Consider the following 20,298-nt stretch of genomic DNA (forward strand, 5'->3'; position numbering starts at 1 on the left):
GTCCGGCAGTAGGCGAGTGCAACTGGCGGAAATTCTGCAACTGTTCCAGGCTCAGCTCGTAGCCGCTGAGGTGGAGCAGCGAGTAAAGCAGCATGGAGCCGTGGCCATTGGAGAGCACAAAGCGGTCACGATCGGCCCACTTGGGGTCTTCGGGATTGTGCTTGAGGTAGTCATTCCATAGCACCTCGGCGATATCAGCCATACCCATGGGGGCGCCCGGGTGGCCGGATTTGGCCTTCTGAACGGCATCCATGGACAGGGCGCGAATGGCATTGGCTAGCTCAAAACGGGACGGCATGGGGGTGCTCCTCGCCTGAAAACAGAAATTATAAAGGCGCTATTGTCGCTGACTTCCCATGTTGCGGCAAATGTAGCGGCAAATTCTGGGGATCACGTTCTGGGAAGCATCGCCGACAGCGTGTAGACTCTGCCTCCCGACGCGGTAGAAAAGTAATGCTATCGCTTCACTAATACGGGCAGGGGACACCTGCCATGATTTCCTGCTGATGCTGTGGATTAAATACAGCCGTCATACAGAGGGTAGAGTGCGCGATGAGCGAATATTCCCTGTTTACCTCCGAGTCCGTCTCCGAAGGTCATCCCGATAAGATTGCCGATCAGATCTCTGACGCAGTGCTAGATGCCATTATCGCCCGCGATAAACAGGCCCGCGTTGCCTGTGAAACCATGGTGAAAACCGGGGTGGCGATCATTGCCGGTGAAATTACCACCTCCGCCTGGGTCGATTTAGAAACCCTCGTGCGTGATGTGATTATCAGCATTGGCTATAACTCGTCCGACGTGGGCTTTGACGGCGCGACCTGCGGCGTGGTTAACCTGATTGGCAAGCAGAGTGTCGAGATTGCCCAAGGCGTTGACCGCAGCAAACCGGAAGATCAGGGCGCTGGCGACCAGGGCTTGATGTTTGGCTACGCGACTAACGAAACCGACTCTTTTATGCCGGCACCGATCCACTACTCTCACCGGCTGGTCGAACGTCAGGCCGAACTGCGTAAAAATGGCCTGTTGCCGTGGCTACGCCCGGATGCCAAGAGTCAGGTAACCTTCCGCTATAACGCCGAAGGCCAGCCCTGCGGTGTCGATGCCATCGTTCTCTCTACCCAGCACGACCCAGATATTGATCAGGAAGACCTGCGCAAAATGATCAAGCGCGAGGTCATCGAGCAGGTGATCCCCGCTGAGTGGTTGGATGAGAGTACCCAGTACCATATCAACCCGACCGGCAAATTCGTGATTGGTGGCCCGGTAGGTGATTGTGGGCTGACTGGACGTAAAATTATCGTCGACACCTACGGCGGCATGGCACGCCACGGTGGTGGCGCGTTCTCGGGCAAAGACCCCTCTAAAGTGGATCGCAGCGCCGCCTATGCGGGCCGCTATGTGGCCAAGAACGTGGTGGCCTCAGGCCTGGCTGACAAGTGTGAGATTCAGGTCTCCTACGCGATTGGCGTTGCCGAGCCGACCTCGGTCTCCATCGACACTTTCGGCACCGGTAAAATTGACGATGCCAAGATCGTTGCACTGGTTCGCGAGCACTTTGATCTGCGCCCCTACGCGATCACCAAAATGCTTGACCTGCTGCACCCGATGTATCAGCTCACCGCCGCTTACGGCCACTTTGGCCGGGCACCGTTCGAGCACAGCTACACCTGGAACGATGATAAAGGCCAAGCGCATACCGAAACCTTTACCGCCTTCCCGTGGGAAAAGATTGATAAGGCTGAAGCACTGCGTAAGGCCGCCGGTTTGTAAGAGATTCGCTACACCGTTTGTAAGAAATGGATTAAATCGCCCCTTTGGCTTCGGCCGAGGGGCTTTTTTTATGTCCGTTGCGTTAGGCTAAGCCTAAAAGCTGATGTGTTACCGCGGGGGTAAGCAATGTTGTTGAGTGTACGAACTTGGCTATTGGGTAGCCTTATCTGGCTTGTCACTTTTTCCGCACAGGCTGCCCAATGCCCTGATTGGCCGGAGGAGCGCCTAAGCCGCGAAAGCAAGGCGCTGGCTGAGCAGGTTCACCGCTGGGACACTGCCTACCATGACGAGGGCGCCGCGCTGATCGATGATGCCCTTTACGACCAAGCGGTTGAGCGCCTAGCCACTTGGCAGCGTTGCCTGGGCACTGTACCGGACCATCGCCCGCTTACACGCGTTACACGTAGCAGCGGCACTCTTGAGCATCCGGCTGCGCAGCGTGGGCTTGATAAAGCCGATGACGATGGCGTCAGACGTTTTACCAGCCGCCGCGAAGACCTGTGGATCCAGCCCAAAGTGGACGGCGTGGCGATTACGTTGCGCTATGAAAATGGCGAACTGGTCGAAGCCGTTAGCCGTGGCGACGGCGAGCGGGGCCAGGACTGGACAGTCCGTGCCCAACAGATACCTGCCATTCCCAATACGCTACCCGAGCCTATTTCTGCAGTGCTCCAAGGCGAGCTGTATTGGCGGTTAACCCAACACGTGCAGTCGCGTTCACCCGCATCGGGTGCACGGGGTGCCGTGGCGGGAGCAATGGCGCAATCCTCCCCCACAGCGGCCACCCTTGAGCGTATTGGCCTGTTTGTCTGGGGCTGGCCCGATGGCCCTACCGCAATGCAGGAACGTTTAGCACGGCTAAGTGAACTGGGCTTTGATAGCGCTGACTACACTCATCCACTGGATGACCGCCATGATGCCGGTTATTGGCGCGATAGTTGGTTTAACGGGCCGTTGCCGTTTGCCACCGACGGGGTGGTGATTAAGCAAGCCGAGCGACCCGGTGTACGCCGCTGGTCATCATCACCGCCTGAATGGGCCATTGCCTGGAAATATCCCGCCCAGCAGGCGCTAGCGGAAGTGCGCGGCATTGAGTTTCGTGTTGGGCGCACTGGGCGTGTGACGCCGTTGGTGTGGCTTAATCCGGTGCTGCTAGAGGGGCGGCGTATTAGCCGCGTCTCGTTAGGCTCACTGGAGCGCTGGGAGTCACTGGATGTCCGTCCCGGTGACCAAGTAGCGATTTCGCTAGCGGGATTAACGATTCCCAAGTTAACCGAGGTGGTGTGGCACACTCAGGAGCGCTCGCCGCTGACACCGCCTTCACCCCAGCGCTTTAACCTGCTGAGCTGCTTTGAATTAACGCCCGGCTGCGATGATCAATTGCTGGCGCGGCTTAGCTACCTTGGCGAGCAGCTTGGTATGCAGGGTATCGGTGAAGGTACTTGGCAAGCGCTAATGGATGCGGGCGTAGTCACGCATTTACTGGACTGGCTGGATGTCGAACCGCGCCAGCTGCAACAGGCCTACGGCATTGGTGAGGCGACCGCTGAAACGTTACTGGAACAGTTTCAAGTCGCCAAGGGCAAGTCGTTTTCGGCCTGGTTAAGCGCGCTGGGGGCGCCGCCAGGTAGCGAGTCGGTTCGCGGGGATTGGGATGAGCTAGCGGGCTACCAGCGCGAACAGTGGCAAGCCGTTCCCGGCGTTGGCCCGGTTCGCGCTGACGCGCTGGTAGCATTTTTTAGCCACCCCGAGATACAGCACATGGCTCGACAGCTTAACGAAGCAGGTGTGGCTGGTTTTTAGCCTAGTCCTGTGAGACGCAGCATCAAACCCAGATAAAGCGGAATCAGCAGCGGCGCGAGCAGTGTCGTCACCAGCACCGCTAATGCGCCTTTTTGCGGTTGAATGCCCAGCTCCATGGCCACCACCACTACGTTGGAAGCCATGGGTACCACGCCTATCAACAGCAGCGCCATGGCCAGTTCCGTGGAAAGAGGTGCCGCCCACTGTAGTATTAAAGCGGCCCCCAACATAACGAGCGGCCAGAGCAGGTAGCGAAGACCCAGGCAGGCGGCTACAAAGCGTGAATCCCAGGCGGCAAGCGTTACTTGGCTAAGCGTCATGCCAATAATCATCATGCCCAGCAGTGTGTAGGTGGCGGGGAAGACTTGCAGCGAACTCATTACTGCAGCGGGTATGGTTATTTCAAGGGCGCTAAGCAGTAACGCGAATAGGAACGCATAGATAAGCGGTAAGCGAGAAATTTTGATCAAACTCTCACGTACGGAAAAACGTCCGCGTGCGCTAAGGTAAAAGCCCACGGTGAATTCGTAAATATTAATCCCCAGCATACAGAACAGGTAAAGAGTAACGCCTTCAGGGGGGAGCAAAATCAGCGCAATCGGTAGGCCGAAATAGCCGGTATTACCCGTTCCTGAGGAGAACGCCAGCAGAGCAGCCTCCTGTTCACCAAAACGGTGGCGAGTAATACGCTGTACCACCAGTGCCATCAGGCTTGCCAGAATGAACAGTGCTAATGTGAGTAAGAGGTAGTCAGGTGTTGGGCCGCCGTTCATCAGCGCGCGAAAAATCGTAAAAGGCGCTATCAGGTAAACCAGCAGCGTCGCAATCGGGCGAGGATCTAGCTTGAGTCGTTGGGCGGCGAGCCAGCCTAGCCCCACGTAGCTGAGTAGCATGAGTAGCGGCCCAACGAGCGCCCCAGGTGCAAGATCCATTTATCCTCCCGTCGTATGTGGTGGCCCGCTAACATGAGCCGAATTAAAGGCCAAGCGTGGAATCTTTCATTAGCCCCAGCGCGCTGGAACAGCGAGAATACCTCAAAATATCATCACTTTTGATCACTAATAAGGAAACCCCATGAGCAGCCATGAGCATCCGCTAGGTATCAGCTTTGAATTCTTTCCGCCCAGTACCGATGCTGGGCGCGACAAGCTGATTCACGTTCGCGATGAACTGGCCGCCCGAAAACCACGTTTTTTCTCGGTGACTTACGGTGCTGGTGGGTCTACCCAGGCGCGTACCCGTGAGGTGGTGCGTGCGGTCGGTGAAAGTGGCATTAATACCGCTCCGCATCTCTCCTGCATAGGCAGTGAAAAAGCGCAGTTGCGTGATCTGCTGGCGCAGTACCGTGAGGAAGGGGTCGAGAGCCTCGTCGCGTTGCGTGGTGATATGCCCTCAGGTATGGGAAGCATTGGTGAGCTACGTTATGCCAACGAACTGGTTGAGTTTATTCGCACGGAGACGGGCGCCCATTTCGACATCGCAGTGGCTGCTTATCCTGAATCTCATCCACAGGCGCCTAATCTTGATAAGGATGTGGAAAACTTTGCGCGTAAAATGAAGGCGGGCGCCAATATGGCCATCACCCAGTACTTCTTCACCGCTGACGCCTATTTCAACTTCGTTGATAAAGCCCGTGCGCTGGGCGTCGAGCAGCCGATTATTCCCGGTATCATGCCGATTACCAACTACACCAAGCTGGCGCGTTTCTCTGACGCCTGTGGAGCCGAGATCCCGCGCTGGATTCGCAAGCAGCTGGAGTCCTATGGCGACGACAGCGAAGCGATTGCTGCCTTTGGCACCGATGTAGTGAGCCGTCTTTGCCAGCGATTGCTGGAGGGCGGCGCGCCAGGCCTGCACTTCTACACGCTTAACCAAGCGGCGCCGGTGCTGAAAATCGTCGATAACCTGGCTGGTTAACCAAGCCGCTTTTCTTTGCCTACCTTGCGCCCATTAAAAAAACCCCGCTCAACAATTGTTGAGCGGGGTTTTTTTACGCTTAGCATTTAACGGCTTAAATCAATCAGCCAGCTTGTGCCGTTTTGCTACCACCACCGTGCATCTTACGCTGCATCATGAATAGCACGATACCAATCGCAAGGCCGGCAATGTCGGTATAGATACCGCCGTAGATTAAAAACAGCGCGCCCACTAGCATGACGACACGCTGCACTAGGTTAACGGGGCCAAAGAACCACGCTTGAACCATACCAGAAAGCAGCACAATGCCCAGCGTCGCGGTTAACCCAACGCGCAGAATCTGCATCGGTGAGCCTTCCATCAGCATGGCCGGGCTGTAGAAGAACATAAACGGCACAATGAACGCGGCCAAGCCAATCTTGAACGAGGCCACCGAGGTGCCCATGGGGTTGTCGCCGGAGATACCGGCCGCGGCATAGGAGGCCAAGGCAACAGGGGGTGTAATCGCGGAGACGACCGCAAAATAGAACACAAAGAAGTGAGCAATTAGCGGTTCAATGCCGATATTGATCAAGCCGGGAGCGACCACGGAAGCGGCCACCGCATAGGCAGCGGTAGTAGGCATACCCATGCCGAGTAGAATACTGATCAGCATGGCGAACACTAGTGCCAGCAGTTGGCTCACGCCCGCTAAGCCAAGTAGCAGTGACGAGAAACGCGCGCCCACACCGGTCAGCGAGATAACCCCGACGATTAAGCCCGCGCAGGCGCACACAGCGATAATCTGAATCGACATAGTGCCCGCTATTTGCAGCGCTTTAAGAATCGCCCGAAAGCCCATTTTATTGGGTGAGAGCCAGCTAACCACCGCGGCTGACGCGGTTGCCAAGGTGCCCGCGCGGATCACCGAGTAGCCCATAAACAGGGCGACAATCAGGATAATAATCGGCGCGAACAGATAGACCTGTTTTACCAGCTTCGAGAACAGCGGAATCTCATCTTTGCGCATGCCACGCATGCCTTTACGGGCGGCTTCAAAGTCGACCATAAAATAGATAGAGGCAAAATACAGAATCGCCGGAATAACAGCGGCAAGGGCGATTTCGGTATAGGGAATACCGGTCACTTCGGCCATGATGAACGCGCCCGCGCCCATAATCGGCGGCATGATTTGCCCACCGGTTGAGGCGGCTGCCTCAATCGCGCCTGCGCTACGTGATGGGTAGCCGACTTTCTTCATCAGGGGAATGGTCAATGAGCCGGTGGAAACCACGTTACCTGCCGAAGTACCGTTAATCATACCCATCAAGCCAGAGGCAAAAATGGCCACCTTGGCAGGGCCACCACGGGCACGGCCAGCTGCGGCAAAGGCAAAGTTAACGAAGTAGTCGCCTACTTTAGAGGCCTGTAGGAAGGCAGCAAAAATAATGAACAGAATAATATAGGTCGACGACACGGCGGTGGTGGGGCCGAGAATGCCTGCGTCGGTATACACCTGGCTAAAGAAGCGCTGTAGTGACAGCCCCGGATAGCCTAAAAAGCCTGGCAGATAGGGCCCGGCGAAAACGTAGGTCAGGAAAACCGCAGAAATAACCACCAGGGCCAGGCCTGCGACCCGGCGAGTGAGCTCCAGAATCAGTAGTGAGCCCGCAATCGCCGCCCAGGAAATGCCTGACGGTGCGAAAGAGGTACCCGTCGACATGCGGATATTGGTGTTGTAAGCCACTAACAAATAACCAGCGCTGGCCAGCGCGCAGACCATCAGTACCAAGTCTGCAGGATTGAAGCGATGCCGTGCCTGACGATAAAACCATGACAACACAACAGCCGCCGCTGTCGTCGCCATTAGCGGGTAGCCGTAGTGCCAGTTTTCAATGCTCGGGTCGATGCGCATGGCGCCGCCGCTGAGCGTTTGATACATCAACAGAACTTGCGCCAGAGTATAGGCGGCAGGAATCAGTAACGCGTAGCTAATCCATTTGATCCAGGCACCTGACGCCTGGTGATCGTCGTCGGCAAAACGGGCACCGGAAAAGAGCCCGTAACCGAGAATAAGCGCACCGGCAATATGCACGATACGAAACGACCAGGTTTCCATCGGATACACGTTGAGTGAAATCAGATGGAAACTTGAGTAAGCGATCGCTAATGCCGCAAACAGTAGGAACTGCCAGCCCGTAAACAGGCGGCGATTGGGTTCAACAACGTCTTCATCGACACCATCGGCAATGGACTCTGGTATCACTGACGCCGCGTGGGCATCATCCTTGAGATCATTGGGGTCTTGGTCGGTTTTGTGACTCATTAGAGTTCACCCTCACAGCAAAAGCAGACAAAGGGGTAGCAGCAGCGAAAGCTGCCCCGCCCGGCTGGGCCGGAAACGGGGCAGTCAGAACGGTAAACGTTGCTTAGTTGATCATGTCATCAGCAATTTCATAGCCGTTCTCTTCGTACCAGCGTGCAGCGCCGGGGTGAAACGGCAGCACGGTGTTGTGCTTGATGTTTTCTGGAATGGTGGTTTCAGCGCTGCGGTGCACAGAGCGCATGCGGTCGTTGTTTTCCATCGTCGCCTTGGTGACTTCATAAACGAAATCTTCCGGCAGGTCGCAGCCTGCGATAGCGAAGTTCCACATGGAGACAGCGCGGGCATCTTCTTCCAGCGTCGTATAGGTGTTGGCCGGAATCATGAATTCAGCTACGGGGAAGTTTTCCAGCACCGTGGCCAGCTCTTCCTCGTTAAACTCAATAATGTTGACGTCAGTTTGTACTTCTAACTGGCTAACGGCGGGAATCGGAATGCCGGCAGCGAAGGCGACCACGTCAAGCAGGCCATCCTGCAGTTGACCGCCCAAGTCTGACCAACCGCCGTTGCGACGCTCAAAGTTAACGCCCAGGGTTTCTAGAATCGCTGGGAAGTAGGTGTCAGAGGTTGAGGCAGCCGGGCCAAAACCGATGCGCGCGCCATCAGGAATATCGGAAATTGACTCAATACCGCTGTCAGAAAGCGCGGTAATGGAGAACGGCGTTTCATACATGGGGAACATGGCGCATACATTGTCCATCTTCATTCCAGGCGCTAGCGGACTTTCACCTTTAACGGCATCAGAAGCCGGGCCCATGGTGGTTAAGCCAAATGCCATATCGCCTGTGTGCACCAGTGCCAGGTTTTGAGTCGGGCCACCGGTGACTTCACCACCGCCAGATACACCCAGCTCATCAGCGATAAAGTTGGCCCAGCCTGAACCGTAGACGAAGTAAGTGCCGCCTTGGCTAGCGGTGCCCACGGTAAAGTTGTCGGGCCAATCAGAGCGGTCTGCTTGCGCTTGGGCACTGCTGGCAGCGGCTACAAGCAGAGCGCTGCTGGCGAGAAGAGTGAACGTTTTAGGCATATGTTTGCGCATGGCGAAAATTCCTAGCTGTTATTGGGGTTATATACTGACAGCGTCGATAAATGCGGCCAGTCGATACTGCGTTAAGCAGGGTATCCAAGGTATATAACAGCGATAGTTGTGCCATTTAAAGGTTATGATTTTTAAATCAGATGCTTATGAATTTTTTATTCAACTTTGGTGGAAAGCACTTTTTGTCATAGTGTCCGATTGTTCGCACGACGATGGCTATTTAGTGTGCGGATAACCGCACATAAATTATGTTGCCTGTAGTCTATCGGCTTGTGGGGCGGTAAGGAAAGCATGAGTACGCCATCCTTGGCGGGGTGGAGGTTAACGCGAGGGTTTACCTGGATCCAAAATACGTACGGGTTGCACATCCTGCTGCTTCTGATCTTCACGTACCTGGTTGACCCGAGTGGTCATTTCGGTAAGCGCGTCCTCTTCAATGGGAAGTTGCTCGAAGAAATCGCAACTGACGCATTCTCGGTAGCGAATACCGTTTTGCTCCCAGGCTCGGATCCGATCCATCGCCGCGCAGCGCGGGCAAGTAACACCGGCGATAAAGCGTTTCACACTAGACATCATTAGACTCCAAGAGCGCGCCCTCTAAGTGGAGGGCGCGCATAGGCTTTGCAGATTTAAGCAGCGCGAATGCCGCTATGGCGCAGTAGCGGTTCGACGCTCGGCTCTCGGCCTCGAAAGGCGACAAACAGGTCGGCTGCATCGCGGGCGCCGCCCTGCTCCAGGATTTCGCGACGAAAGCGCTGGCCCGTTTCAGGATCGAAAATACCGGTCTCTTCAAAGGCGCTCCAGGCGTCCGCCGAGAGCACTTCAGCCCACTTGTAGCTGTAGTAACCAGCCGCATAGCCACCGGCAAACACGTGGCCAAAACTATTTTGGAAGCGGTTGAATGGCACTTTCGGCAGCACAGACACCGCTTCGCGCACCTCATCTAACAAGGCTTGCACATCGCTGGCGCTGGGGGCGCTAAGTTCATGGTGCAGACGCAGATCAAACAGCGAGAACTCGATTTGGCGCATCATACCCATGGCTGACTGGAAATTCTTGGCTGCCTGCAGGCGCTCAAGCAGCTCTGCTGGCAGCGGTTCACCACTATCCACGTGTTTGGCGAGTAGATCTAAGCCTTCACGCTCCCAGCAGTAGTTTTCCATAAACTGGCTGGGCAGCTCTACGGCATCCCAAGCGACGCCGTTAATGCCGGAAATATCGGCGATCTGCTGCTGGGTCAGCATATGGTGGAGGCCATGGCCAAACTCATGGAACAGCGTGGTGACTTCGTCGTGGGTGAGCAGTGCCGGGCGGCCGTTTACCGGGGCAGTAAAGTTGCAGGTCAGGAAGGCGACGGGCAGTTGCAGACCCTGCTCGGTTTGACGACGCACCCGGCAGTCGGCCATCCAGGCACCGCCACGCTTACCTTCGCGGGCGTAGAGATCCAGATAGAAACCGGCAATGGGTTGGCCGTTTTCGGTGATGCGGAAATAGCGCACGTCATCATGATAGCGGGGTGCTTGGGTATCTTCTTCAAAGCGCACGCCGTAAAGGCGTTCAACCACCTGAAACAAGCCATCGATTACCTGGGGTGCTGGAAAATAGGGGCGTAATTGCTCCTGGGAGATCGAGTGGCGCGCTTCGCGTAGTTTTTCGCTGGCATAGGCAACATCCCACGGTTCCAGCGTCTCTAGGCCGAGTTCTTTTCGGGCATAAGCACTGAGTTCTGCAAACTCCTCCTTCGCCTGAGGCAACGCACGGCGGGCTAAGTCGTTGAGAAAATCAAGCACCTGCTCGGGAGATTCCGCCATTTTGGTGGTGAGAGAGTAATCGGCATAGGTGGCAAAGCCGAGCAATTGGGCCATTTCAGTGCGCAGTGCCAGGATCTCTTCCATGATCGCCGCGTTATCGAATTTGCCCGCATCTGGGCCTTCATCAGACGCACGGGTAACAAAAGCGGTATAGACCTCCCGGCGCAGCTCGCGGTTATCGGCATAGCTAACCACCGGGAAGAAGCTGGGGAAATCCAGGGTAATACGGTAGCCCGCAACGCCTTTCGCCTCGGCGGTGGCTTTTAAGGTGTCGAGAGCACTTTCCGGCACCCCCGCTAACGTCTCTTGGCTATCGATGTCCTTGTGCCATGCCTGGGTAGCATCCAGCACGTTATTGGAGAACTGATTTGACAGCAGTGAGAGCCGCGACTGAATCGCGCCGTAGCGGGCTTTCTGGTCAGCAGGAAGATCAACACCGGCAAGGCGGAAATCGCGTAGGGCGTTCTCCACGGTGCGCCGCTGTGCGGCATCCAGGTGCTTCCAGGCCGGGCCATCTTTCAATGCTTGCCAGCCACGAAACAACCCTTCGTGCTGGCCTACCCAGGTGCCGAAGTCGGAGAGCTTCCCAAGGCATGCCTGATACGCTTCGCGCATTTTCATGGTGCCATTGAGGTGCGAAACCGGTGACCACGCCTTGGTGAGCCGATCATTCACCGCTTCAAGGGGCGCTGCAAAAGTGTCCCAGGTAGGCGGGGTAGCGGCTGCCTGCTCGGCGAGGCGATCAATGGCCTCTCGGCTTTCGCTTAGCAGCGTCTCCACGGCAGGCTCCACGTGCTCGGCGCGAATCTCAGCAAAGGGGGGCAGCGCGTGCGTTTCAAGCAGCGGATTGGTGGACATGGGCACCTCGATTGGTATCGTTTTAAAAACCGTTAGTGAGCGCAAAACGCGCAATAATAATGACACAGTGCGGGCGGTGGTGCTGTGTTTCAATGTTAGCCTCAACAACTATGTTTAATGCCAGGGTTTGGCCTGCACGCAAGCGCCTGCTAGTCTTGCCGCCTTTTAATGCCACCAATGGCAGGAGCATGTGATGAGCGAAACGCTGGAGCGCTGGGGGTCGAAGCGGGCCTTTATCTTGGCGGTAACAGGTGCTGCGGTGGGGTTAGGCAACATCTGGCGCTTCCCTTACGTGGCCGGAGAGAACGGCGGTGCGGCGTTTTTACTGATTTATGTGGCGTTTGTGCTGCTGCTGGGTATTCCGGTCATGATGGCGGAGATTCTGATTGGCCGTGCTGGGCGACGCGGGCCAATGCAAGCGTTGAGTGTCTTGGCGGCCGAGGCGGGGGCTTCGCCTCGCTGGCGCTGGTTGGGGCTATTCGGGGCGTTCACCGTGTTCTGCATTTTATCTTTCTACTCGGTGGTGTCCGGCTGGTCGATTGAGTTTTTGGTGGCCTCTGTTAACGGCCATTTCAATGGCGCGAGTGCCGCAGAGATTGGCGCCGGTTTTGAAGCCTTCTTGGCCAACCCTGGGCTGCTGATCTTCAACCACTCGCTATTTCTGTTTATGACCATGACGGTCGTGGCGGCGGGTGTTGCCAAGGGGTTAGAGCGGCTGAATAACCTGCTGATGCCGCTGCTGTATCTGTTGTTGCTGCTATTAGCGGGCTATGCCGCGACGACTGATGGCTTTGCCCCCGCCTTGGCGTGGCTGTTTTTACCCTCTTTCGAGGCGATAACCCCCGCGGTGGTGGTTCACGCCATGGGGCACGCGTTCTTTACTTTGGCGGTGGGCGCCTGTGCTTTGATGGCGTATGGCGCTTATATGCCGGAAGAGCAAAGCCTGCCTAAAGCCGCTGTGGCAGTCGCCGTACTCGATATTAGCGTGGCGTTACTGGCGGGGATCGCTATTTTCTCGGTGGTATTTGCTCAAGGCATGGATCCCACTGATGGCCCAGGGTTAATGTTTGTCACCCTGCCCATTGCGTTTTCTGAGCTGCCCTGGGGCTCTGTATGGCTGAGCGTGTTCTTCTTGCTGCTGCTACTGGCCACCTGGACATCGGCCATTAACCTCGCGGAGCCGATGGTCGCAACGTTACAGGGTTTGGGGCTGCGTCGCAGTATCTCGACTGCCATTGTGGCGCTCAGCGTCTGGTTGATCGGGCTGTTATCGGCCTTCTCTTTTTCAACCCTGGCGGAATTTCGGCCGCTATTTGGACGCAATGTCTTCGAGCTTGTCAGCAGTATACCGCCGGATGTTTTCCTGCCTTTGGGCGGCCTATTGATAGCCGTTTTTGCGGCTTGGGTAATGCCTCGCGATAGAGTGGTGAGCGCGTTAGGCATTGGTGAAAGTGGCTATCTGGTGTGGCGCAATATCATTCGCTGGGTGTCGATTCCGCTGACCTTTATTGTTCTGCTGGCCGGGTTGCTATAGTGGGGTAACTGAATTCTCTAAGCTATCCAACAACCCTAGGAGCGAGTTATGAGTAGTGCATTAAGGCCCTATCAAGGTATGGAACCCCAATTGGGTGAGCGCGTTTATATTGATCCGGCCAGTGTGGTCATTGGTGATGTGGTGATGGGTGACGACTGCTCTGTCTGGCCGATGACGGTTATCCGTGGCGATATGCACCGTATTCGTATCGGTGCGCGTACCAGCGTGCAGGACGGCAGCGTGCTACATATTACCCACGCCAGTGATTTTAGTCCGGAGGGGTTTCCGCTCACCATTGGCGATGATGTGACCATCGGCCATAAAGCGATACTGCATGGCTGCACCTTGGGAAGTCGGATCTTGGTAGGGATGGGCGCGATTGTAATGGATGGCGCGGTCGTTGAGGACGAGGTCATTATTGCCGCAGGCGCCGTGGTAACGCCGGGTAAGCATTTGGAGAGTGGCTATGTGTATGCCGGTAACCCCGCCAAAGCGATGCGACCACTCAAAGACAAAGAGCGTGCTTTCTTTCCCTATACCGCAGGTAACTACGTTAAATTGAAAGACCGCTTTCTGGCCGAAGTCACCCGCTAGCGACTTTTTCTAAGCTTTCCCTAAGCGATTGCTAAGCCAACCTTTTTTCTTAAATTAGTCATGTCGCGAACACTAAAAGTCTGTTAATTTATACAGTTTTCTGTTTTGCAGACTTTGGGATGCCGCGTCATGGCTAATTTTCGCACGCATATTACGGTGGCAGCGGCGGGCGGCATGCTGATAGCTTACGTAGGTTGGAAAGGCCAGTGGTGGCCACCCTCCCAAGCGCTGGTGATGATTGCATTAGTCACCTTTGGCGGCATTTTGCCCGACATTGATGCTGATCGTTCCCACTCTATCCGTTTGATATTCAATCTGCTTTCGGTGCCCGCCTTGGTATTAGGCGCCTTGTTGTTACAGCCATGGCTCACGCCGGGCGCGTTGTTGATTGCCTGTGGCGGAATCTACTTCTGTGTGCGCTATTTGGCGGGGGTGCTGTTCTCGCGTTTTACCGTGCACCGCGGTATTTGGCATTCACTGCTAGCGGGCGGGCTATGCAGCCTGCTCACCGCCGCGTTAAGTTTTAATTTGCTCAGCCAACCAGCGTGGCTAGCGTGGTCTCACGGTGCGGCCACCTTAGTAGGGTTTTTGATCCACTTGAGTTTGGATGAGATATACAGCGTTGATCTTGAAGGCGCGCGGCTAAAACGCTCGTTTGGTACGGCGCTCAAGCTAGGCGACAGCCGGCGGCCAATGTCTAACCTGCTAATGTTGATTGCCACATTAACGCTGGTGCCCTGGGTGCCGCCCTGGTCTGTCTTGGGGGAGTTGTTGCATCAAGGCTCGCTGCTGTGGCGATAGTCGTCGGCATTGAGGCCGTGCTTTTTAAGTTTGTCGTAAAAGGTTTTGCGCGGAATACCCAAGTGGTGACAAACATCGGTTACCCGTCCATGGTAGCGCGACAGAGATTGGCTGATCAGACTCTTTTCAAACAGTTCTACCTGGCGCGGCAAAGTAGGCTCTTCGGTGTCGGCGTTGACCCCTTCCAGCAGCGCATCCAGACGATAGTCAAAGGCGGCGCCCAATAGCACGTAACGCTCGGCAAGGTTCCGCAGCTCGCGCACGTTGCCGGGCCAATCATGGGCCAGCAGGGCGGCAATGGCGGGGCTGTCGAGGGTCGGTGCTTCTAGCCCGCTACGATTGGCAGCGACCACGGCAAAGTGCTGGAACAGCAAGGGGATATCCTCACGCCGCTCGCGCAGAGCAGGCAGCGGCAGGGTGACAACGTTTAGCCTATAGTAAAGGTCTTCGCGAAAACTCCCCTCTTCGGAGGCGGCTTTGAGATCCACCTTGGTGGCCGCAATCACCCGAATATTGAGCGGAACTGTTTCATTGGCGCCTAACCGCTCGACGCTGCGTTCCTGCAGCACCCTCAGCAGCTTGACCTGCAGCGCCATGGGCATCGATTCGATCTCATCCAGAAACACGGTGCCGCCGTTAGCGTGTTCAAACTTGCCGATTCGCCGCTCGACAGCACCCGTGAAAGCGCCTTTTTCATGGCCAAACAGCTCGGACTCAATGGTGTTTTCGGGCACCGCGCCGCAGTTGATCGCCATAAAGGGGCTGTTGCGCCGGCCGCTGCGTTCGTGAATTGCACGGGCCACGAGGTCTTTACCGGTACCTGTTTCACCGAATAGCAGAACGTCGGCTTCTACTTGGCTGATACGCTGAATCATCGCCGCGAGCCTGGATATGATGGGTGTGCGCCCAACGAGTCGCGGTCCCAACGCGGCTTGTTGCACTTCAAGTTCAGCTTTAAGACGGTGGTTTTCCAAGCTGAGTTGGCGCTTCTCTATGCCTCGGCGTACTACGTCCAGCAACTGATCACCGGCAAACGGCTTCTCAAGAAAATCCCATGCTCCTGCGCGCATGGCTTCTACGGCCGTGGAAATGTCGCCGTGACCGGTGATTAAAATAATCGGCAGAGTGGCGTCGCGGCTGTGTAACTCATGGAGCAGTGCCATACCATCCATTCCCGGCATGCGGATATCACTGACAATGACACCTGGGAAGTCCGGTGTTAATGCTGCCAGGGCTTGTTCCGCTGATTCGAAGCAGTAGGGCGTGTAGCCTGCAAGCTCGAGGGTTTGGCTGGCGGTGATCCGCAGATGCGGTTCGTCGTCGATCACCATGACCGGCAGCGTCGACGGCTCATGCATACGAGGAGTTCTCCTGGGGGTGAGTTAGCGGTGAGTGGGGCAGGGTGATAGTGAAGCAAGCGCCGCCTTCGGGTCGATTAGTTGCCTGTAACTTGCCGCCTAAATCGTCCATGATACGCGACGAAATCGAGAGTCCTAGGCCTAAACCACTCCCCGGCGCTTTGGTGGTAAAAAAGGGTTCAAAAATATGCCCTAAGTGCTTCTCGGGAATGCCAGGGCCATTATCGGTAACGCTAATAATGACCTGCTGCTGGTGTATTTGGGCGCCCAGAGTAAGTTGTGGCGCAGGTACGCCTTTCATGGCCTGCAGCGCATTACCGATTAAATTGACCAACACTTGTTCCAGACGCACTAGATCGCCTTGCACCCATAGTGTTTCATTGGGCCACTCCTGAGTAATGGAGATGTTGCCTTCGCGTAGGCGGCTTTGAAACAGGCGAAGAGCATAGTCGATACAGGCTTGTACCGAAATCGCCTCCTGGTGCTCGCTGCTCTTACGTGAAAACTGGCGCAGCTGAGCGCTGATGTCCGCCATACGTTCGGTCAGTTCAACAATTTGTTCAAGGTTGGCATCCGCTTTTTCGTGGCGTGCTAATGCCATAAAACGGCGGGCGTTTTCCGCGTAAGCGCGAATAGCCGCCAGTGGTTGATTAAGTTCATGGTTGATGCCCGCGGCGAGCTGCCCCAACACAGCGAGTTTGGCGGCTTGAATAAGCTCGTCTTGGGTCTGGCGTAAATTGGCCTCTGCACGGCGGCGCTCTTCAATTTCATCCGATAGGCGTTGGTTGCTGGCCACCAGATCACGGGTGCGGCGCTCTACGCTTACCTCAAGTTCGTCACGCACGCGTGCCAAGGTATTGCGCTCGCGCTCGGCAAACGCTTCGCGTTCACGGCGCAGCCGTAGGCGCTGCCAGCCAATACCTGCGCCGAGAGTGACCACGCCGTAGAGGCCGCCTGCCATGAGGGCGGCAATCCACTGAGCGCTAATCACCGGTGTTAGCGGCTTTAAAATATGCATTTGCCAGCCAAATTCAGGGACATGTCGGGTCAAACTAAGATAGTCGCTACTGCTCAATGGGCCTTGGGAGAAACTGACCAACTGGCTTCCCTGTCGGTAAGGTGCATTGATTTCAATACCCGAGGGTGACAATGGCTCCATGGCATAGCGGCGCGTTTCTCTTAGGGCTTGACGCTGCTCATCGGTGAGTGGGTAGAGCGCGTTCATGCGTAGTTCGGGGTGGCTGGCCATGAAAATGATGTCGTCGCTATCAGTGACAAATAGCTCGGCATCCTGCTCAGCCCAGCTCTCTTCAACATCATCTAAAAGCACTTTAACTACTAGCACGCCGTCTGGCTGTGCATCGGGCGAGGTGTCGTCTAGCCATATGGGCGATGAAAAGTAGTAGCCCCGCTCAAGCGACTTGATGCCCAAACCAAAAAAGCGCCCCTGGCCTCCGGCAATGGCATCGGTGTAGTAGGAGCGGAAAGCATAGTTCTGGCCAATAAAGGTGTTAGGGCGGTGCCAATTGCTGGCGGCGATCGTGTCGCCATCGCGATTGAGTAAATAGACATCTGAAACCCCCGCTGTAAAGCGGAAACGATCCAGTAGCATATTGAGCGGCATCGGGTCTTGGCTATCGGGAGAGGCCAAAAAACGCTGCACGCCTTCCCGAGTGGCAAGCATTTGCGGCAAGTAGTCGTAGCGCAGTAAATAGCCGTTTAAGTTGGCGGCAGACAGCCGCAGCTCGTTTTCGGCATCATCCTGTAAGTTGGAAAGCGCTTGTTCACGCGCCAACTGGGCGGCCTGCCACATGCAAAACAGCAAGCCGAGTGAAATAACCAGCAGCCACAGGCGCCGCCAGCGTGGCGGCAAGGGGGTGGGCGCTTGGTTATTCATACCAGCGCTGTTCATGCTGACGTCTTACTACTGCCTTGAGCGCGGCGAAGGGCACGCTGGGCGCGCGTCTCAGCCCTCGCCATCTCAAGTAGACCTTCTTCGACAAACACTAAGTGCTCATGGGCTCGAGTGCGGGCATCCTCCGCGCGGCCTTCCAAAATGGCATTGAGTAGGGCGCGGTGCTGTTGCATTAACTGACTGCGCGAACCCTCCTTGGCGAATAAATGGGCCAGGTTATTTACAATGCTCTTCTCTAGCAGGTGAAAAATGCCGCGAATGGTATGCAGCAGTAGAACATTGTGAGCAGCTTCGGCAATCGCTAAGTGGAACGCTGCATCTAGTTTGGCTTCTTGGATAGGGTCGGCACCGGCAAAACCGCCGTCGAGCTCTTCAAAGCGCTGAATAAGCACGGACTTATCGGCGGGTGTTGAGCGCAGCGCAGCGTAGTAGGCGGATATACCTTCCATAGCGTCGCGGAATTCAAGTAAGTCTAGGTTAAATTCGCCGTGACGAGAGAGCATCTCCAGCAAGGGGTCGGTATAACCATTGCTGAGGTCATCGTTAACAAAAGTGCCGCCGCCTTGGCGGCTGGTTAGTAGGCCACGAGCGGCTAGTTTCTGAATAGCTTCCCGTAAAGAGGGGCGCGAAACACCAAACCGTTCGGCTAATTCACGTTCGGGAGGTAAGCGCTCGCCTGGTTTTAGGCTGCCTTCTAGCATCATAGCTTCAAGGCGTTCAGTAATTACATCGGCCAAGCGCTGCTGGCGGAGCGGTGGGTAGCTCATATTGAATAGCTCATGTCGATTTGCGTCCGCAATTGGTAAGACCAATATTAAGATCTTTGAGGTTTGATCTCAAGCGTCTGCGAAGTAGGATTTAACGCTAATAAAACGCATTAATAGCGACTTTAAACTAAAGTATAGCGGGATGAGGTGCTAAGGAGTGATATCACCGTTTGACACGCTTAGGGCGGCTCACTACTGTTGGTGCTAGTTTTTTTGTCAATTGGTAAAACCAATTTTCCACTTTGGGGCGCCGGTGTATAGCGCATCCATTGTATAGGGCTATTACACAGGGCTATCCATGATCATTTCTGCTTCCACTGATTATCGCCAAGCGGCCAAGCGTCGTATCCCCCCTTTTCTATTTCACTACGCTGACGGTGGTTCCTACGCGGAGCATACGCTGCGACGCAATGTTGAGGATCTTGCTGGTGTCGCTTTGCGTCAGCGTGTGTTGAAGGATATGTCTTCACTATCATTGGAGACCACACTGTTCGGCGAAGCGCTTGCTATGCCGGTCGCCTTGGCGCCGGTGGGGTTGGCAGGAATGTATGCTAGGCGTGGTGAAGTGCAAGCTGCGCGGGCAGCTGCTAATAAGGGGGTGCCGTTTACACTGTCGACAGTATCGGTGTGTCCAATCGACGAAGTGGCCTCTGCGGTTGATCGGCCTATCTGGTTTCAGCTTTATGTGTTGAAAGATAGAGGATTTATGAAGCATGTCTTGGAGCGAGCCAAAGCCGCTGGCGTCAAGACACTGATCTTTACCGTCGATATGCCCGTGCCGGGGGCACGCTATCGAGATGCACATTCAGGCATGAGCGGTAAGCGCGGCCCAATGCGGCGTATGCTTCAAGCAGCAACACACCCTTTTTGGGCCTGGGACGTGGGTGTTAATGGCCGTCCCCATGACTTGGGTAACGTGTCTGATTATCGCGGCAAGCCAACGGAGCTAGAAGACTATATTGCCTGGCTGGGTGACAACTTTGATCCGGCCATCTCATGGAAGGACTTGGAGTGGATTCGTGAGCTCTGGGAGGGTCCAATGATCATCAAAGGGATTCTCGACCCCGAGGATGCTCGTGATGCGGTTCGCTTCGGCGCGGATGGTATCGTTGTTTCCAATCATGGTGGTCGTCAGCTAGACGGTGTCCCCTCTACCGCGCGTGCGCTGCCTGCTATCGCTGATGCGGTTAAGGGCGATTTGGCCATTCTAGCCGACTCCGGCGTACGCAGTGGACTTGATGTTGTGCGCATGATCGCCATGGGGGCGGATACCGTATTGATTGGGCGTGCTTTTATCTATGCACTTGCTACAGCCGGAGAGGCGGGCGTTTCCCATCTGCTTGAGCTGTTTGAAAAGGAGATGCGGGTTGCAATGACGCTCACCGGGGCGCGTAGCATCGCCGACCTAGGGGCTGATTCGCTGGTGCCAGACTCGCTCCGCGGTATCTGAGGGCCATTGTCAGTACCTCTATCAGTATTAGGGTTAAAAACCGCTTGCCAACCCAGCAGCGAATCCGTAAAGTACGCATCCGCTGCCGGGGACGCCAAGCGTTACCAGCGGTGAATGAGGTGTAAAAACCTCGATTCGTCAACGAGTTAGCGGTTTTAGATGTGGCAAGCTTTGCATCGAAAACAACGCCCTTGACAACCACCAGGAAATGCGTAGAATACGCCTTCCTCGCTGAGGCAAGCCAAGTCAACGGCAGCCCGGTTGCTTTCACAGCAATCAAGCAGCGAAACAGCTCTTTAACAATTTGATCAGGTAA

15 protein-coding genes and 1 pseudogene are annotated in these 20,298 nt (G+C 55.6%); 7 read left to right on the top strand and 9 right to left on the bottom strand.

The window, feature by feature from the left end:
• A pseudogene (locus E0L35_RS24605) lies at positions 1 to 298 on the bottom strand (transketolase); the annotation flags it as partial.
• Positions 299 to 552: 254 nt separating this feature from the next.
• On the opposite strand from E0L35_RS24605, the gene metK reads away from it, so the two are divergent.
• Complete coding sequence (gene metK, locus E0L35_RS24610) at positions 553 to 1,773, top strand: methionine adenosyltransferase (protein WP_138801673.1); 1,221 nt, start codon at positions 553 to 555, stop codon at positions 1,771 to 1,773.
• A gap of 126 nt (positions 1,774 to 1,899) precedes the next feature.
• The gene (ligB, locus tag E0L35_RS24615) at positions 1,900 to 3,576 is read left to right on the top strand and encodes an NAD-dependent DNA ligase LigB (RefSeq protein ID WP_138801674.1); all 1,677 of its coding nucleotides are present in this window, start codon (positions 1,900 to 1,902) and stop codon (positions 3,574 to 3,576) included.
• Here ligB and E0L35_RS24620 read toward each other — a convergent pair.
• Complete coding sequence (locus tag E0L35_RS24620) at positions 3,573 to 4,508, bottom strand: AEC family transporter (protein ID WP_009288656.1); 936 nt, start codon at positions 4,506 to 4,508, stop codon at positions 3,573 to 3,575. The two genes, ligB and E0L35_RS24620, sit on opposite strands and share 4 nt — an antisense overlap.
• 142 nt (positions 4,509 to 4,650) lie before the next feature.
• Here E0L35_RS24620 and metF point away from each other — a divergent pair, with 142 nt between their 5' ends.
• A complete protein-coding gene (metF, locus tag E0L35_RS24625; protein ID WP_138801675.1) occupies positions 4,651 to 5,493 on the top strand; it encodes a methylenetetrahydrofolate reductase [NAD(P)H] in 843 nt (280 codons plus the stop codon).
• Between the two features lie 103 nt (positions 5,494 to 5,596).
• Here the strand turns inward: metF and E0L35_RS24630 are convergent, their stop codons facing one another.
• The 4 genes from E0L35_RS24630 to prlC all read right to left on the bottom strand — a co-directional run bounded on the left by E0L35_RS24630 (position 5,597) and on the right by prlC (position 11,563).
• On the bottom strand, positions 5,597 to 7,798 hold the full coding sequence (locus E0L35_RS24630) for a TRAP transporter permease (RefSeq protein ID WP_138801676.1): 2,202 nt from the start codon (positions 7,796 to 7,798) through the stop codon (positions 5,597 to 5,599).
• 103 nt (positions 7,799 to 7,901) lie between these two features.
• Positions 7,902 to 8,894: a TAXI family TRAP transporter solute-binding subunit gene (locus tag E0L35_RS24635; RefSeq protein WP_138801677.1), complete on the bottom strand. Its 993-nt coding sequence runs from the start codon at positions 8,892 to 8,894 to the stop codon at positions 7,902 to 7,904.
• Between the two features lie 321 nt (positions 8,895 to 9,215).
• Positions 9,216 to 9,467 carry a YheV family putative zinc ribbon protein gene (locus tag E0L35_RS24640; protein WP_041159560.1) on the bottom strand — a complete coding sequence of 84 codons (252 nt, stop codon included), beginning with the start codon at positions 9,465 to 9,467 and terminating at the stop codon, positions 9,216 to 9,218.
• Between the two features lie 56 nt (positions 9,468 to 9,523).
• Positions 9,524 to 11,563, bottom strand: coding sequence for an oligopeptidase A (gene prlC / locus E0L35_RS24645; protein WP_138801678.1), 2,040 nt, complete (start codon positions 11,561 to 11,563; stop codon positions 9,524 to 9,526).
• Between the two features lie 193 nt (positions 11,564 to 11,756).
• Between prlC and E0L35_RS24650 the strand changes: the two genes are divergently transcribed.
• The 3 genes from E0L35_RS24650 to E0L35_RS24660 all read left to right on the top strand — a co-directional run bounded on the left by E0L35_RS24650 (position 11,757) and on the right by E0L35_RS24660 (position 14,492).
• A complete protein-coding gene (locus E0L35_RS24650) occupies positions 11,757 to 13,097 on the top strand; it encodes a sodium-dependent transporter (protein ID WP_041159562.1) in 1,341 nt (446 codons plus the stop codon).
• A gap of 48 nt (positions 13,098 to 13,145) precedes the next feature.
• Complete coding sequence (locus E0L35_RS24655) at positions 13,146 to 13,691, top strand: gamma carbonic anhydrase family protein (RefSeq protein WP_027958895.1); 546 nt, start codon at positions 13,146 to 13,148, stop codon at positions 13,689 to 13,691.
• A 129-nt stretch (positions 13,692 to 13,820) separates the two neighbouring features.
• Complete coding sequence (locus E0L35_RS24660) at positions 13,821 to 14,492, top strand: metal-dependent hydrolase (protein ID WP_027958894.1); 672 nt, start codon at positions 13,821 to 13,823, stop codon at positions 14,490 to 14,492.
• On the opposite strand, the gene E0L35_RS24665 is transcribed toward E0L35_RS24660, so the two are convergent.
• The 3 genes from E0L35_RS24665 to E0L35_RS24675 are packed head-to-tail and all read right to left on the bottom strand — an operon-like array spanning position 14,468 to position 18,532.
• A complete protein-coding gene (locus E0L35_RS24665) occupies positions 14,468 to 15,850 on the bottom strand; it encodes a sigma-54 dependent transcriptional regulator (RefSeq protein WP_009288649.1) in 1,383 nt (460 codons plus the stop codon). The genes E0L35_RS24660 and E0L35_RS24665 overlap by 25 nt on opposite strands.
• Positions 15,843 to 17,762 (bottom strand): ATP-binding protein, encoded by a 1,920-nt coding sequence (locus E0L35_RS24670; protein ID WP_138801679.1) that lies wholly within the window; start codon positions 17,760 to 17,762, stop codon positions 15,843 to 15,845. The genes E0L35_RS24665 and E0L35_RS24670 overlap by 8 nt, the downstream gene beginning before the upstream one ends.
• A complete protein-coding gene (locus E0L35_RS24675) occupies positions 17,759 to 18,532 on the bottom strand; it encodes a GntR family transcriptional regulator (protein ID WP_027958892.1) in 774 nt (257 codons plus the stop codon). Before E0L35_RS24675 ends, E0L35_RS24670 begins: the two co-directional genes overlap by 4 nt.
• Before the next feature lie 298 nt (positions 18,533 to 18,830).
• On the opposite strand from E0L35_RS24675, the gene lldD reads away from it, so the two are divergent.
• A complete protein-coding gene (gene lldD, locus E0L35_RS24680; RefSeq protein ID WP_009288646.1) occupies positions 18,831 to 19,982 on the top strand; it encodes an FMN-dependent L-lactate dehydrogenase LldD in 1,152 nt (383 codons plus the stop codon).
• Positions 19,983 to 20,298 lie beyond the last annotated feature (316 nt).

Source organism: Halomonas sp. ATBC28 (genome assembly GCF_005937175.1).
Taxonomy (GTDB): domain Bacteria; phylum Pseudomonadota; class Gammaproteobacteria; order Pseudomonadales; family Halomonadaceae; genus Vreelandella; species Vreelandella titanicae.

Coding starts and splice junctions, on each gene's coding strand:
- E0L35_RS24665 (WP_009288649.1), bottom strand. CDS start 15,850: ATGCATGAGCCGTCGACGCTGCCGGTCATGGTGATCGACGACGAACCG.
- metF (WP_138801675.1), top strand. CDS start 4,651: ATGAGCAGCCATGAGCATCCGCTAGGTATCAGCTTTGAATTCTTTCCG.
- E0L35_RS24670 (WP_138801679.1), bottom strand. CDS start 17,762: ATGAACAGCGCTGGTATGAATAACCAAGCGCCCACCCCCTTGCCGCCA.
- E0L35_RS24650 (WP_041159562.1), top strand. CDS start 11,757: ATGAGCGAAACGCTGGAGCGCTGGGGGTCGAAGCGGGCCTTTATCTTG.
- metK (WP_138801673.1), top strand. CDS start 553: ATGAGCGAATATTCCCTGTTTACCTCCGAGTCCGTCTCCGAAGGTCAT.
- lldD (WP_009288646.1), top strand. CDS start 18,831: ATGATCATTTCTGCTTCCACTGATTATCGCCAAGCGGCCAAGCGTCGT.
- E0L35_RS24640 (WP_041159560.1), bottom strand. CDS start 9,467: ATGTCTAGTGTGAAACGCTTTATCGCCGGTGTTACTTGCCCGCGCTGC.
- E0L35_RS24660 (WP_027958894.1), top strand. CDS start 13,821: ATGGCTAATTTTCGCACGCATATTACGGTGGCAGCGGCGGGCGGCATG.
- E0L35_RS24655 (WP_027958895.1), top strand. CDS start 13,146: ATGAGTAGTGCATTAAGGCCCTATCAAGGTATGGAACCCCAATTGGGT.
- E0L35_RS24630 (WP_138801676.1), bottom strand. CDS start 7,798: ATGAGTCACAAAACCGACCAAGACCCCAATGATCTCAAGGATGATGCC.
- E0L35_RS24635 (WP_138801677.1), bottom strand. CDS start 8,894: ATGCGCAAACATATGCCTAAAACGTTCACTCTTCTCGCCAGCAGCGCT.
- E0L35_RS24620 (WP_009288656.1), bottom strand. CDS start 4,508: ATGGATCTTGCACCTGGGGCGCTCGTTGGGCCGCTACTCATGCTACTC.
- ligB (WP_138801674.1), top strand. CDS start 1,900: ATGTTGTTGAGTGTACGAACTTGGCTATTGGGTAGCCTTATCTGGCTT.
- prlC (WP_138801678.1), bottom strand. CDS start 11,563: ATGTCCACCAATCCGCTGCTTGAAACGCACGCGCTGCCCCCCTTTGCT.
- E0L35_RS24675 (WP_027958892.1), bottom strand. CDS start 18,532: ATGAGCTACCCACCGCTCCGCCAGCAGCGCTTGGCCGATGTAATTACT.